Annotated in this window: 17 protein-coding genes; 7 read left to right on the top strand and 10 right to left on the bottom strand. The window is 61.8% G+C overall.

Annotated features, from left to right (window positions below):
- Nucleotides 1-82: 82 nt before the first annotated feature.
- Both GC131_06470 and GC131_06465 read right to left on the bottom strand, forming a co-directional pair.
- Nucleotides 83-1291 carry a peptidoglycan DD-metalloendopeptidase family protein gene (locus GC131_06470; GenBank protein MBI1273708.1) on the bottom strand — a complete coding sequence of 403 codons (1209 nt, stop codon included), beginning with the start codon at nucleotides 1289-1291 and terminating at the stop codon, nucleotides 83-85.
- Entirely contained in the window at nucleotides 1291-2826 is a 1536-nt protein-coding gene (locus GC131_06465; protein ID MBI1273707.1) for a 2,3-bisphosphoglycerate-independent phosphoglycerate mutase, read from the bottom strand. Before GC131_06465 ends, GC131_06470 begins: the two co-directional genes overlap by 1 nt.
- 115 nt (nucleotides 2827-2941) lie before the next feature.
- On the opposite strand from GC131_06465, the gene GC131_06460 reads away from it, so the two are divergent.
- Complete coding sequence (locus GC131_06460; protein MBI1273706.1) at nucleotides 2942-3352, top strand: hypothetical protein; 411 nt, start codon at nucleotides 2942-2944, stop codon at nucleotides 3350-3352.
- Nucleotides 3353-3359: 7 nt separating this feature from the next.
- On the opposite strand, the gene GC131_06455 is transcribed toward GC131_06460, so the two are convergent.
- The 3 genes from GC131_06455 to nadD all read right to left on the bottom strand — a co-directional run bounded on the left by GC131_06455 (nucleotide 3360) and on the right by nadD (nucleotide 5071).
- Complete coding sequence (locus GC131_06455; protein ID MBI1273705.1) at nucleotides 3360-3803, bottom strand: 23S rRNA (pseudouridine(1915)-N(3))-methyltransferase RlmH; 444 nt, start codon at nucleotides 3801-3803, stop codon at nucleotides 3360-3362.
- A gap of 11 nt (nucleotides 3804-3814) precedes the next feature.
- A complete protein-coding gene (rsfS, locus tag GC131_06450) occupies nucleotides 3815-4261 on the bottom strand; it encodes a ribosome silencing factor (GenBank protein MBI1273704.1) in 447 nt (148 codons plus the stop codon).
- Nucleotides 4262-4399: 138 nt separating this feature from the next.
- Entirely contained in the window at nucleotides 4400-5071 is a 672-nt protein-coding gene (nadD, locus tag GC131_06445) for a nicotinate (nicotinamide) nucleotide adenylyltransferase (GenBank protein ID MBI1273703.1), read from the bottom strand.
- An 89-nt stretch (nucleotides 5072-5160) separates the two neighbouring features.
- On the opposite strand from nadD, the gene clpS reads away from it, so the two are divergent.
- From clpS to GC131_06430, 3 genes are read left to right on the top strand one after another with little or no spacing between them, the layout of a single operon-like run.
- A complete protein-coding gene (gene clpS, locus GC131_06440; GenBank protein ID MBI1273702.1) occupies nucleotides 5161-5556 on the top strand; it encodes an ATP-dependent Clp protease adapter ClpS in 396 nt (131 codons plus the stop codon).
- Nucleotides 5556-7904 (top strand): ATP-dependent Clp protease ATP-binding subunit ClpA, encoded by a 2349-nt coding sequence (gene clpA / locus GC131_06435; protein ID MBI1273701.1) that lies wholly within the window; start codon nucleotides 5556-5558, stop codon nucleotides 7902-7904. Before clpS ends, clpA begins: the two co-directional genes overlap by 1 nt.
- Before the next feature lie 3 nt (nucleotides 7905-7907).
- Nucleotides 7908-8372 carry a RidA family protein gene (locus GC131_06430; GenBank protein MBI1273700.1) on the top strand — a complete coding sequence of 155 codons (465 nt, stop codon included), beginning with the start codon at nucleotides 7908-7910 and terminating at the stop codon, nucleotides 8370-8372.
- Between the two features lie 5 nt (nucleotides 8373-8377).
- Here GC131_06430 and GC131_06425 read toward each other — a convergent pair whose 3' ends face one another.
- Together GC131_06425 and GC131_06420 are read right to left on the bottom strand one after the other, a co-directional pair.
- Nucleotides 8378-8644, bottom strand: a complete 267-nt coding sequence (locus tag GC131_06425) for a hypothetical protein (GenBank protein ID MBI1273699.1) — start codon at nucleotides 8642-8644, stop codon at nucleotides 8378-8380.
- Between the two features lie 8 nt (nucleotides 8645-8652).
- On the bottom strand, nucleotides 8653-8940 hold the full coding sequence (locus GC131_06420; GenBank protein ID MBI1273698.1) for a hypothetical protein: 288 nt from the start codon (nucleotides 8938-8940) through the stop codon (nucleotides 8653-8655).
- Nucleotides 8941-9126: 186 nt separating this feature from the next.
- Here GC131_06420 and GC131_06415 point away from each other — a divergent pair, with 186 nt between their 5' ends.
- On the top strand, nucleotides 9127-9468 hold the full coding sequence (locus tag GC131_06415) for a hypothetical protein (protein ID MBI1273697.1): 342 nt from the start codon (nucleotides 9127-9129) through the stop codon (nucleotides 9466-9468).
- Between the two features lie 129 nt (nucleotides 9469-9597).
- Here the strand turns inward: GC131_06415 and mrdA are convergent, their stop codons facing one another.
- Genes mrdA through mreC form a run of 3 tightly spaced genes read right to left on the bottom strand, consistent with a single transcriptional unit; the run spans nucleotide 9598 to nucleotide 12880 of the window.
- A complete protein-coding gene (gene mrdA / locus GC131_06410) occupies nucleotides 9598-11412 on the bottom strand; it encodes a penicillin-binding protein 2 (protein MBI1273696.1) in 1815 nt (604 codons plus the stop codon).
- 9 nt (nucleotides 11413-11421) lie between these two features.
- Nucleotides 11422-12102, bottom strand: a complete 681-nt coding sequence (gene mreD, locus GC131_06405; GenBank protein MBI1273695.1) for a rod shape-determining protein MreD — start codon at nucleotides 12100-12102, stop codon at nucleotides 11422-11424.
- Nucleotides 11969-12880, bottom strand: a complete 912-nt coding sequence (gene mreC / locus GC131_06400) for a rod shape-determining protein MreC (protein MBI1273694.1) — start codon at nucleotides 12878-12880, stop codon at nucleotides 11969-11971. The genes mreD and mreC overlap by 134 nt, the downstream gene beginning before the upstream one ends.
- Nucleotides 12881-13111: 231 nt before the next feature.
- Between mreC and GC131_06395 the strand changes: the two genes are divergently transcribed.
- Both GC131_06395 and GC131_06390 read left to right on the top strand, forming a co-directional pair.
- Nucleotides 13112-13327: a hypothetical protein gene (locus GC131_06395; GenBank protein ID MBI1273693.1), complete on the top strand. Its 216-nt coding sequence runs from the start codon at nucleotides 13112-13114 to the stop codon at nucleotides 13325-13327.
- Between the two features lie 117 nt (nucleotides 13328-13444).
- Nucleotides 13445-13657 (top strand): hypothetical protein, encoded by a 213-nt coding sequence (locus tag GC131_06390; protein MBI1273692.1) that lies wholly within the window; start codon nucleotides 13445-13447, stop codon nucleotides 13655-13657.
- Nucleotides 13658-13721 lie beyond the last annotated feature (64 nt).

Here is a 13721-nt window from a genome sequence, read left to right as displayed (position 1 = left end):
AAGGCATGAAACCGCGAAAGGCGGTCGATTCACAATCTAACAGTGAAAACAGGTGCTTGCCAAGGCGCACGAAAACCGGCGTTTAGCCGAAAGGGTCCACCGGCTCGCCGTCCTGCCGCAATTCGAAATACATCGGTGCGTCTTCCCCGCCCGCGGCGGTGCCAAGCGGCTCGCCCGCCGCCACCTGCTGGCCGGTTTCCACATCGATCGCGCCAAAACCTGCCAAAAGGCTGTGCATGCCTTTGCCGTGCTCGACGATCACGATCCGGCCATAACCGCGGAACGGCCCCGCGAACATCACCCGGCCCGCGCGCGGCGAAACCACGCGCGCGCCCGCGGCCGCGCGCCAGCTTATGCCTTCGCTGTCCACGCCATATTTGTCTTTTTTGCCGAACGCGGCCACCTGTTCGCCCGCGACCGGCATCACCATGCTGCCGCGCAGCGCGCGCTGCGCTTCCTTGCCGCCCGGCTTGCCGCCGGGAAGACGGCGGCTGACCTTGTCGAACAACTGGCGCAGGTTGGCGGCTTCCTTGCCAAGTTTTTCGACATCATTGCGCAGCACGGCATATTGCGCGCCCTGCGCGACCGCGAATTTCTGCCGCGCGGCGATCAGATCGTTCAATTCCTGCTGCTTGCGTGTCAGCGCGCGGCTGGCGCCCGCTAAATCGGTGCGGCGTTCAGCCATCTCGGTATGCAGACGGTCAAGCTTGTAGCGCGCTTCCTGCGCCGCTTGCGCCCGCGCGCGCAAAGCGGGGATCGCGGCGCGAAGCAAAAGTGCGGTGTGCCATGGCGCGGCGGCGGGGTCGGCAACCATTGTATCGCCCGCTTCGCCGCGCGGCGGGGAAACGCTGGCGTGCAGCAAAAGCGCTTCGGGCGGCAAGCGGCTGAGGCGCGTCAGCGCCGCCAGCGCGGCGGACGCCTGTTTTTCCGATGCGCTCCATTCCGCCTGTTTCGCTTCCGCCTCCCGCTGCAAATGCGCGAGCTTGGAGCCGAGCCTGTCTTTTTCCGCCTGCTTCTTGCGCTCGTCCGCCGCCGCGCTCACAAGCTTGCCGCGCAAAGCCGCCAGCTCGGCTTCCGCCTTTCTGCGCGTCTCTTCCAGCGCGGCAGCCTGCTGCTTCTTTTTTTCAAGCTGGCTTTCGATTTTCCTGACGTCCGCCGCCGTCGCCGTTGGCGGCGACAAAGGTTGGCCGGCCGCGGCCGGTTTTGGCAATTTCTTTTCCGCCGCCTGCGCGGGCAGGCTAAGGCAAGGCAGCAGCAGAAGCGCGATCAGGATACGCGCGGCGCGGCGCATCAGGCCAGCAAGCTCTTGCCGTCCATCACGGGCGGCCGCGGCAAGCCCATGATTTCGAGCAAGGTCGGCGCCACATCGGCCAGCCGCCCGTTTTGCAGCTTCTTCACGCCCGCCGGCGCGCCCAGCAAAATCGCAGGCACGGGGTTCAGCGTATGCGCGGTGTGCGGGCCTTTGGTGCCGGTATCGAACATCATTTCGCAATTGCCATGATCGGCGGTCGCGAACAGCGCGCCGCCCGCGCGCGTCACGGCATCGGCAATGGCGCCGAGTCCGCGATCGACCGCCTCCACCGCCCTGATGGCGGCTTCGATATCGCCGGTGTGGCCGACCATGTCCGGGTTGGCAAAATTGATAACGATAAAATCGAACCTGCCCGCGTCGATCGCGCCCACAACCTTGTCGGTCACCTCGGCGGCCGACATTTCAGGCTGCAGGTCATAGGTGGCAACCTTGGGCGAAGGCACCATGATGCGCTCTTCCCCCGGATACACAACCTCTTCGCCGCCATTGAAGAAATAGGTGACATGCGCATATTTTTCGGTTTCCGCGATGCGCAGCTGCTTCATGCCGGCGCGCGACACAATCTCGCCCATGCCGTCCTTGATGCTTTTGGGCGGAAAGATCGCGGGCAGAAACTTGTTGAGCGCGGACGAATATTCCACCATCCCGGCGGCGGCCGCGAACTTCACGATATGCTTGCGCGTAAAGCCGTCGAATGCGGGATCGAGCAGAGAAGCAAGGATCTGCCGCACCCGGTCGGCGCGGAAATTCGCCATCAGCAAACCGTCGCCGTTCTTCATGCCGCTGTAATCGCCGATCTTGGCCGGCAGCATAAATTCGTCGCCCTTGTCCGCCTTGTACGAAGCCTTGATCGCAGCGGCAACGTCGTTCGCCAGCTGCGCATCGCCGTCCGTCAGCATGGCATAGGCCTTTTCCACGCGGTCCCAGCGTTTGTCGCGGTCCATCGCGTAATAACGCCCGCACAGGGTCGCGACCCGCACGCCCGGAATGGCCGCCATCCGTTCCGCCAGCGGCGGAATGGTGGAAAGCGCGTTTCGCGGCGGCACGTCGCGGCCGTCAAGGAAGGCATGCACGGCAACCGGCACGCCGGCACCCGCAACCTCGCGCGCAAGCTCGATCATATGTTTTTCATGACTGTGCACGCCGCCGGGCGATGCAAGCCCCATCAAATGACAGGTGCCGCCGCTTTTCTTGAGCGCGGCGATAAAATCGCTCAAAACCTTGTTGGTTTTCAGATCGCCGGCGGCGATCGCGCGGTCGATCATCGGTAAATCCTGAAACACGACGCGCCCGGCGCCAAGGTTCATGTGCCCGACCTCGGAATTGCCCATCTGCCCTGCGGGCAGCCCGACATCCTCCTCGCCGGTCTTTAAAAAACCGTGCGGGCAGCTTTGCCAAAGCCGGTCAAAGCTGGGCGTGTTGGCGCGGGCAACCGCGTTATCTTCCCCGCCTTCGCGCCAGCCCCAGCCGTCAAGCACGCATAAAACAACAGGTTTCGGGCGTTTATCTGTCATGTTTACCCATGGTTTTTTCGGTCTGTTCCTCGCCGCGCCTTTATACTAAAGTACCCGCATTCAGGGACATGTTTATTGGCACTAGTGTATTACACAAAAACACGGGAATTGTGAAATGGGCCTTCCGGCAATAGTACGCAGCCGCGATGTCGTCGTGCACCAAAGGGCGCAAGGCCCGATGGCGGAATTTCGCATTACAAAAAGGCATGTCGCGGCCGGGCTTACCGGGCTCGGAAGTTCGGCAGCCACCGGGGGAACCGCTTTCGCCATCCATTCCCTGAATGCGGAAACCACCATGGCGGCGTTTACCGAAACCGGCGCGCACCTCACGGGCCTGAACTGGTCGCTGGTCAAGGATGCGGTGCTCTACCTCGCGCACAACCCCATCGCGCTCGGCATAACGGCAACCGCCGGCGTCGTCGCCCTGGTTACCGTCATGATGGTGAAACGCGCTCCCATCACAGCGAAAAACATCCGCATTACCGCCGGCCCGCCGCCGTTGCAAATTGAAGGGCCGCGCCGGTAAACGCGTTCTACGCCCTGTGATACGGGTGCCCGGCGTTAATTTGTTTCGCGCGGTAGATTTGTTCGATCAGCATGACGCGCGCCAGCATGTGCGGCCATGTCTTGGCGCCAAGCGACAGCGTGAAATCGGCGCGTTCCAGCACGCGCGCATCCAGGCCATCGGCGCCGCCGATGATAAAGGCGGCGTTCTTGCGCTGCTGCCATGCCGAAAGCTTTTCCGCCAGCGCCTCGCTGCCGATATCCTTGCCGCGCACATCGAGCGCGATCACGAAACATTCGCGCGGCAACGCGCCAAGCAGCTTGTCGGCCTCCGCCCGCTTCAGCGCGGCGCCCGTAAGCGCGCGCGGCGCGGGGAATTCCCGCGCCGTCAAAGCCGGCTTTATACGCTTCGCATATTCGTTGAACAGTTCGGCTTCCGCGCCCTGCATTTTCCCGATGGCAATGATATGCAGCGCCACGCCCGCTAGTCCCGCGGCGGCGCAAGGCCGTAGATGGTTTCGATATTATAGAAATGCCGCACTTCGGGCCGGAACAGGTGCACGATCACATCGCCCGCATCCACAAGCACCCAATCGCCCTGCTGTTTGCCTTCGATGCGCGGCGGGGGCGAACCGGATTTCATAACAACTTCGCGCACGCCGTCGGCCAGCGCGGCGATCTGGCGCGAAGAGCGGCCCGTGGCGATGATCAGGTAATCGGCGATCGCGCTACGGCCGCGCAGATCGACGGTCATGACATTTTCGGCCTTGCGTCCGTCGAGCGCACGAAGCGCCAGATCGCGCAGCTGTTCGGGCACGCCCGCAGGCGATGCCGTCCTTTGCCGCGAAGGCGCAGCCAGCTTTTTCGGCGCGGGTTTTTTCGGCGCGGCATTGCGCGGTTTTGCCGCAGGCTTGCGCGCCGGTTTTTTCACGGCGCGCGCCTTGGTCTTTTTCGGGCTTTTCCTGATTTTGCTTTTCGGGCTTTTCTTTTTGCCGCTGCCGGTTTTCCGGGCGGGCTTCAATCTCGCTTTGGCCACGCAATTCCTCTTCTGCTATATCGCGGGCCCCGCCTACTTGCCCGCGGCGGTGCCTTCGCGAATTACCGTGGCCGACAGCGCATGTTCCGGATTGTCGCAAAGCGCCCAAGCCGGCAACTTGGCCCCGGCAAGAAGCGCCGCATCCTGATCCGGAAGACGGTACCGCCCGAAGGTATGAGCGGCCCGCGCCGTTTCCACCATCGCAGAATAGGGCGGGCGGCGAAGCACTGCAATGGGGATCAGGCTGAAAATTTCCTGCCAATCCTTCCACTGGTCCATCTGCAACATGTTGTCTGCGCCCATGAGCCAGATAAACTGCTTGCCCGGGTTTGTGCCCATAAGCGCGCGCAGCATGTCGATGGTATAATTGGTACCCGTCTGCTGCTCGAAATCGCTGACCGTAACGCGCGGCTCGCCAGCCGCAATGGCGCGCGCGCCCGCAAGCCGATCGGCATAGGGTGCCATGCCGTGCTGGCCCTTAAGCGGGTTTTGCAGCGCCACCATCCACCAAACGGCATCGAGCTTCAGGTGATCGAGCGCATAGCGGCTCATGGCCAGATGCGCGTGGTGCGCGGGGTTGAAAGAACCGCCGAGAAGGCCGATCCGTTCCCCGCTTTTGTTGGTGTCCTTGTTTTTTGCCATAGCCGCCATCATATCAAAAAAGAGGCGAAAACGCCGTGAAAATCGGCATTTGCGCTGCACCATTGCTATTTTATTCAATGATTACAATATGTTGAAACTATGGCAGGAACAGCGCGCATGCGGGGAAATGGGTGTTTGAGCCCGATAGGGCTATGGATTCGTTCTTGTTTTTCAGTATGATGGTGTTGCCCATGACCACCCATGACCCTTCGCCCGCTTCGCCGCTTCTGGCCGGGCCCCGGAAGGGCGACGATGCCGGCACCGGTATCGCCGTCAAAAGCAAGCCGGCCACGAAGAAGCCGTCGCTCTACAAGGTTCTGCTGCTCAACGACGATTACACGCCGATGGAGTTTGTGGTGCAGGTACTGGAGACCTTCTTCAACAAAAGCCGCGAGGAAGCCACCCGCATCATGCTGCACGTCCACCGCAAGGGAACGGGGCTGTGCGGCGTCTATACCTATGAAGTCGCCGAAACCAAGGTGTCGCAGGTGATGGATGCGGCGCGCCAGAACCAGCACCCCCTGCAATGCACGATGGAGAAGGAATGATGCTCTCCCGCAATCTGGAAAGATCTCTCCACCGCGCACTCGCGCTCGCCAACGACCGGCGGCACGAATTCGCGACCCTCGAACATATGCTGCTGGCGCTGACCGAAGATCAGGATGCCGTGGCGGTGATGCGCGCCTGCGGCGTCAACCTTGACCGGTTGCGCAGCGACCTTGCCGGCTACCTTGATGGCGAGCTTGAAAGCCTCATAAGCGCGGAGACCGGCGATGCCAAGCCCACCGCAGGCTTCCAGCGCGTGCTGCAACGCGCGGCGCTGCATGTGCAATCGGCGGGGCGCGAGGAAGTCACGGGTGCCAATGTGCTGGTTTCCCTTTTCTCGGAGCGTGAAAGTCACGCCGTATTCTTCCTGCAGGGACAGGATATGACGCGCTTCGATGCCGTCAACTATATCTCCCACGGGATCAGCAAAACATCCGGCGCACGCAGCGCGGCCGGGGCCAATGCCGAAGGCGGCACGGGCGCGGAAGAAGAACCCGCGGAAGGCAAATCCGCCAAAAAGGGACGCGAAGCGCTTGATGCCTATTGCGTCAACCTGAACGACAAGGCGCGGGGAGGCAAAATCGATCCGCTGATCGGTCGCGCGGCCGAGGTCGAACGCACGATCCAGATTCTCTGCCGCCGCCAGAAAAACAACCCGCTTTACGTGGGCGAGCCCGGCGTCGGCAAAACCGCGATCGCCGAAGGGCTGGCGCGGCGCATCATCCACGGCGAAGTGCCGGAGGTTTTGAAAGATGCGGTCATTTTCGCGCTCGATATGGGCATGTTGCTGGCCGGCACCCGCTACCGCGGCGATTTCGAGGAGCGGTTGAAAAACGTGCTGGCCGAGCTGAAAACCATTCCCGGCGCGGTGTTGTTTATCGACGAAATTCACACCGTGATCGGTGCGGGCGCGACATCCGGCGGCTCGATGGATGCATCGAACCTGCTCAAGCCCGCGCTGGCGCAGGGAGGGCTTCGCTGTATCGGTTCCACCACCTACAAGGAATACCGCAACTATTTCGAAAAAGACCGCGCACTGGTGCGCCGCTTCCAGAAGATCGACGTGAACGAGCCGTCCACCGCCGACACGATCAAGATCCTCACCGGCCTGAAAAGCTATTACGAAGACCATCATGGCGTGCGCTATACCGCCGATGCGGTCAAGGCTGCGGTCGATCTTTCCACCCGCTATATCGGCGACCGCAAGCTGCCGGACAAGGCGATCGATGTGATCGACGAGGCCGGCGCTTCGCAAATGCTGCTGCCGCCGTCAAAACGCAAGCGCACCATCGGCGTGAAGGAGATTGAAGCGATCGTGGCCAAGATGGCGCGCATCCCGTCAAAAACCGTTTCCAGCGACGACCGCGCCGTGCTGCAGAACATGGAGCGCGATCTCAAGGCCATGGTCTATGGGCAGGACGATGCCATTGCCGCGCTGGTTACCGCCATCAAGATGGCACGCGCGGGCTTGCGCGAGCCGGAAAAACCCATCGGCTGCTACCTTTTCTCGGGCCCCACGGGTGTCGGCAAAACCGAAGTGGCGCGGCAGCTTTCCCGCTCCATGGGGGTCGAGCTTAAGCGTTTCGATATGTCCGAATATATGGAACGTCACAGCATCAGCCGCCTGATCGGCGCGCCGCCGGGTTATGTCGGCTTCGATCAGGGCGGCCTTCTGACCGACGCGGTCGATCAGAACCCGCATTGCGTGCTTTTGCTCGATGAAATCGAAAAGGCGCACCCCGATCTTTTCAACGTGCTGCTGCAAGTGATGGATCACGGCAAACTCACGGACCATAGCGGCAAGGCGGTCGATTTCCGCAATGTCGTGCTGATCATGACCACGAATGCGGGCGCGGCCGATCTCGCGAAGCACGCGATAGGGTTCGAGCGCGGCGTCCGTACCGGCGAGGATACCGAAGCGATCAACAAGATGTTCACGCCCGAGTTTCGCAACCGGCTTGATGCCATTATCACCTTCGCCAACCTGTCGCCTGCGGTGATCGGCCGCGTGGTCGATAAATTCATCCTCCAGCTCGAAGGCCAGCTCGCCGACAGGGGCGTGACGATCGATCTGACGGATGAAGCGCGCGCATGGCTCGGCGCCAAGGGCTACGATCCGCTCTATGGCGCCCGCCCGCTGGCACGCATTATTCAGGAACATGTAAAGAAGCCGCTTTCGGAAGAGCTTCTGTTCGGCCGCCTCGCCAAGGGTGGCGTCGCGGTTATCGGTGTCGATAAGGCTGCCGACAAGCTTGGCTTCGCCTACCCGCCCGCGCCGGACGTAAGCGGTGGTTCGGGCGGCAAAAAACCGAAGCGGGGCCATAAATCCCGCGCGCTGGCGGAACGGTAACCTTTGCACCCCATCGAACAAAAGCTCGCTTCGCTCGGCATCGCGCTGCCAAACCCGCCCGCCCCCGTGGCGGCCTATGTGCCTTTCGTTATGACGGGCAAGCTCGCCTATATTTCGGGGCAAGTGCCCATCGAAGAAGGAAAAATCAAATATACCGGCAAGCTTGGCGATGGCGTCGATCTGCAAACGGGCGCGGCGGCGGCGCGGCTTTGTGCCATCAACGTGATCGCGCAAATCAAGGCCGCGCTGGCGGGGGATTGGGGCAAATTCTCGCGCATCGTGCGTGTCGGCGGCTTCGTTGCCTGCGCGCCCGGCTTCACCGGTCACTCCGCGGTGATCAACGGCGCGTCGGAATTGTTCGTGGAAGTATTCGGGGATGCGGGCAAGCATACCCGCGCCGCCGTGGGCTGCCCTTCATTGCCGCTCGATGCGGCGGTCGAAGTCGAAGCGGTGGCGGAAATCAGGTAAGAACCTTACCCGTTGGTCGGGTTGTGGGGACGGCCAAACAATAACCGCGCCCCGCGCAAGACCGCGCCCCCAAGGGCATCCGTGCCTACAAGAAAAACCAGCGTTGCCGGAATGGCCATCGGGTTTCCGGTTCGCATGCCGGCGGCAATGGATACGGGAACGTAAACAAGACTTCTATGCACCGTGCCGTTGTTCAGAAACGCGCCTACGGCAAAGGAACGGGAAATCTTGTAACGGGCGAGATCGCGCGAAGCCTTGGGCTCGATGATCATCGCCGGGCCTATATTGCCGGTTGCACGGCGGCTGCCGCGCGGCGCCGCATACGCGAAACACGGTCAATCACATAACCCGTTCCGACAGAACTTGCGCTCAGATGCAACCTTAAACCCGCCGCAGGGTAATACCCTATATGCTGCCCGCCGCGTTTGGCGACATTCACGCCGCCATTGCACCAGGCCTTCACAAGCGCGGTGCGGTCTGCGCCAAGCTTCGCGATATCGGTCATCGCAAAACCCGTCAGCGTCAGCCCGCCAAGGCCGTCGTCTTTTGTATCGCTTTCGTCGCGCATGGTTCGCCCCCGTTTCCCATCGCCCAGATTTTTTCCGAATCTTTTTTTCTTGGGCGAAAGCATCACGCCGCGTGCAACGGTCTGTCAATAAACATTCGTCGTTGCAGTGCGGCAAATATCGCCGATTAGCTTCTCATCGCGAGCATGGAGCCTTTCACCCAGTATCCGCCGGCGAACAATGCTTCGGTGCTGCTGATCGCAAGAGCCGCCATCCAGCTGAATTTCATCAATGCCGCTGCCGGCGGAAATGTTATGGCAAGGGCAACGCCGACAACACCTGTTGCAAGGCTTCCCGCCTTCCTTTTCAGCTTATCGTCGCCGCCTGTAATCATGCTGCCGAAAGTGCCGCCGGCCCATAAACCGAGCGCCGGCAAGGGCGCCAAGCCGGTCGCCCAGCAAGCCAGCATGCAAACGCCCATGGCGGCTACCTTGAAAAGCTTGTCAAAGGCCTTTTCGCCGCAATGCATGGACTCTGATGAAAAATTTCTGCTCACGGTTATCCGCATAAAAAATTATGCCGTAAAATGACTGCGAAACTTCACGCCCTTACGCGGCGGTCTGTCAATAAAAATTCGTCGCTGCGATGCGGTATAAAACCGGCAACATTGTTGCCTTAACCATAAAAAATACAAATGAAGGCTGATGTGCCGGAGCCGCCTAAGCGGATGCAATATTGCGTTGCATGGTTTCGCGCAAAATATCGCGGGCGATCGGCGCGGCAGCGCCCGAACCGCTGCCGCCATGTTCCACCACCACGGCGACGGCATAGCGCGGGTTTTCCACCGGGGCGAAAGCAACGAACAGCGCGTGATCGCGTTCCTTCCACGGCCTGTCTTCGTTCCGCACCACGCCCGTGGCGCGCTCGGCCTTGCTGATGCGCCGCACCTGCGACGTGCCGGTCTTACCCGCCATCGCCATGCCCTCTTCGGCGATGCGCGCGCCGCGCGCGGTGCCGTGCGGCCCGTTGACCACGCCATCCATCGCCTTCCGGATCATCGCAAGGTGGTTGCGGTTGACCGCCAGCGGTGCGGGTTCGGCCGCTATCACCGCGTGCCGCGTCATGCCGGGCATTACCGCAAGGCCGCCGCCGATACGCGCCGCCATCACCGCAAGCTGAAGCGGCGTCGCCAGCATATAACCCTGCCCGATCGCATTGATCAGCGTTTCGCCCTGTTGCCATTTTTCATTCATGCGCGCCAGCTTCCAGCCCTGGTCCGGCACCAGCCCCGGGCGCTCGTGCGGCAGATCGATCCCGCCCTTGTGTCCGAGCCCGAAACGCCGCGCCATCGCGGCGATGCGGTCGATCCCGGTGCGGCGCCCGGCCTCATAGAAATAGGTGTCGCACGAACCGGAAATTGCGCTTTGTAAATTCACATGCCCGTGCCCGCCGCGCTTCCAGCAATGGAAGCGGTGTTTGCCCAAATCATAATGGCCGGGGCAAAACACGGTTGTCCCGGCATCGACCGTGCCGGCTTCAAGCGCCGCCAGCGCCGTGATCATCTTGAAGGTGGAGCCCGGCGCATACTGGCCCGAAATCGCCTTGTTGGTCAGCGGCGCGTTTTCATCATTGTTCAGCCCGTCCCAATCCTTGTGCGAAATGCCGTAGGTGAACAGGTTCGGATCGAACCCGGGATGGGACGCCAGTGCGTAAACCGCACCGCTTTTCACATCCATAACCACGGCGGCGCCGCTGCGCTCGGCCAAAAGCCGGTTCTGGGCATATTGCTGCAAGCCTATATCGATCGTCAGCTGCAGATCCTCGCCCTGCACCGCCGCGTCGCTTTGCAAGGTGCGCACGACATGGCCGTGGGCGTTGACCTCCATCTGTTCGGCCCCCGGCTTGCCGCGCAGCATATCGTCATATTCGCGCTCCATGCCGCTTTTGCCGATCCGAAGCCCGGGCAGAGAAAGCAGCGGTTCGGCCGCCAGCTCGGCTTCCGAAACCGGCCCGACATAGCCAAGGATATGCGCAGTCACCGCGCCATAGGGGTAGGTTCGCACCTCGCCCGCCTGTACATCGATCCCGCCAAGGTCCGGCGCGGCGAGCCCGAGCGCCGCGACCTGGTCCCATGATAGATTGTCCGCAACCAGAACACCGTTGACGCTGCGTTTCTCCCTGATCTCGCGCACGATGCGCTTGCGCTGCACATCCCCGAGCGGCACGATCTTCTCAACCCCGTCCAGAATCGCCTTCACATCCGCGCCGCGTTCGGGCGCGATGATGGCGCGGAAATTTTGCTGATTGACCGCAAGCGCGGTGCCGGTACGGTCAAAGATCTGGCCGCGCGGCGGCGCGGTCAGCCGCAAGCTTATGCGGTTATCCTCGGCCAGCGTGCGGTAATGCTCCGCGCCCAGCACCTGCAGCTGATAAAGCCGCCCGGCCACCAGCGCGAACACGCCAAGCTGCAACCCGCCCAGCAAAACGGCGCGGCGGGAAAATTTGCGAAGGCGATCATAATCGGTAACGGCCATGGCGCTATACTAGCCGCCCGGCGGCATATGCCGCCAGTCGTCCGCGGAAAGGGCGTGGCGCTGCAGCGCGATCAGCAGCGCGGCGGGCAACGGAAACAGAAGCCCCGCCAGCACCGCCTGCACCAGCGGCGCGCCGAGCGGCATCCAGCGCGCTTCGTAGGCCGAAAGCCCGATCCATTGCAGCAACGCCACCGCAAGCGCGCTGACGGCAAAACCGAACCATAAAATGAAAAAAGAATGGTTCACGAACAAGTGCCGCTGCTGCAAACAAAGCTGGTGGATCACGACGAAACTGAGCGCATGCAGCCCGAATGCGGTGCCAAGCAGCGCATCAAGCAAAAGCCCGATCGTGAAGGCCGAAATACCGCCGAACATGTCGGGCCGGTGGATCGACCAGTAATAAACCGCCATCAGGGCGAAGGGCGGCGCCACGGGGCCGAATTGCGGCCACGGCCATGGCACGGCGCTGAGCAGTGCGGCGATAAGCGTAATCAGGAAAGGGAGTGCCGGGCGCGCCAGCTGATCGAGGCGGGAAAGAGCCTGCGCAAGCACGGGGTTAACGCCCGCGGCGCGGGTTTTGCTTGGCGTCCTCAAGTTCGCGCGCCATCGGATTGGCATCGCCGCCGGGCAGCGCGAAATCCACCAGCCGCACATAACCGACATGCGCAAAATCCGCCGAAGGCACGACATCGGCCGTGCCGCCCGAAGCCTGCGAAACCACGCCAACGGGCAGCAAGGGCGGGAATACGCCGCCATGGCCCGATGTCACGAGCCGCGTGCCGATGGCGGGCGTAATATCTTGCGGCAAATACAGCAAATGCGGCGTGGCGGAATTATCGCCCGCCATGATCGCGCGTGTGCCCTGCAACCCGTCGCCGTCCGAGAACATGACGGGAATGCGCGAATTTACATCCGTCAAAAGCATGATGCGCGCCGACCAGGCGCCCACTTCCGTCACGCGGCCGATCAAACCGCCGGGCGCGAGCGCGGCCATGCCCTTGCGCACGCCGTCAAGCGAACCGGCCGTGATGATCATGCTGCGCGTGAACGGCCCGCCGGATGAACCGATGACGCGCGCGGTGATGAAAGACTGGTTCGGCTCGGCCTTGAAATGCAGGAAGCTGCGCAGATCGTGGTTCTCTTCGATCAGCGCCTGCGCCGCATGCTGCCATTGCAGCAACCGTTCGTTTTCGGCGCGCAGTCGCGCATTCTCGGCATGCAGATCGAAATAGCCGGCGATGTTCGTCGCGGCGCGGTCGAAGGTTGCAACGGGTTGCGCCAGCGCGCTGATCATCGGCGCGGCGGCATCGACGATACGCGCGCGCAAATCCTCGATCGCGCGCGGCTCCGTCCGGCCGAGCGCCATGAGCCCGAGCGCGAGCGCAATCAGCAGCAAAAAGGAAAAGCGCTGCAGCCACAACCGCAAGGGCAGCGCGAAAATGACGAGACGGCCGGGTGTGCGTTTCATAGGCAAGCCATTGTCGGGGCGGCTGGTTTCAGGCCCGATTCACTTATACATATATCAGTTAACCATTAATAAACTCAACTGCCCCGGCTACCCTGAAAGAAAAATGCCTATAATTCCCGCCCCCTAGGGTCCCGGCCCGGAAAAGGCCGTTTTTTCGCTTTACTTGCTTTACGCATCCGGGGCCGCGGCGGTAACTTTGCCGGGAATTCAGGTTTTTCGGGAAAGCCGGCTATGGTTTCAGGGGCCTTGATAGCAACGATTTTTGCGGGCGCGGGCGCGGCAATGATGGCCAACCGCGGCACAAGGCTGGTTGGCACAGCCGCCATTGCCGTGGCGGCGGCCATTCTCGCGGCGCATATTTCGATCTGGTTTTCGCTCGGGGTCGCGGGCTTGGCTATCGGTTCCTATGTTGCGTTCGGCCGGAATACGGTAAAACCAAACCCTTGATTTTTATCCTCCCGCGCACTGCGTAAATTTTTGCCTCCGGAAAGAATCTTGCCTTTTTTCCACCGCCGCCAAAGCCTATAGTAGGCGCGGCAACGAAGATAACTTGATGGGATTGCCATGGTTCTGACAAGTGCAGGGATCGCTTTTGTGGCGGCGGCTGTGGCCGTAACGGCGGGCTACGCCAGATGGGACTGGATGAGCGCCATGCCGCAAACGGCAGCCGGAAAGACTGCGGCCTTCGTCCTCAATACGGTCTTGCTTGTAAGCGGCGGCGCGGGGGTGTTTTTCGGAACCGCTGCGGTAGCGCCATATATAGCTTATATACTTTAGAATCCCGCCCGCTTCGCCGCGCCTATGTAGCAAGCTGTTCTACGCCCTTGCGCGCGGGCGCACC

Source organism: Alphaproteobacteria bacterium (assembly GCA_016124955.1).
Classification (GTDB): Bacteria; Pseudomonadota; Alphaproteobacteria; order UBA9219; family RFNS01; genus RI-461.
This window is presented reverse-complemented; position numbering and strand designations above follow the sequence as displayed.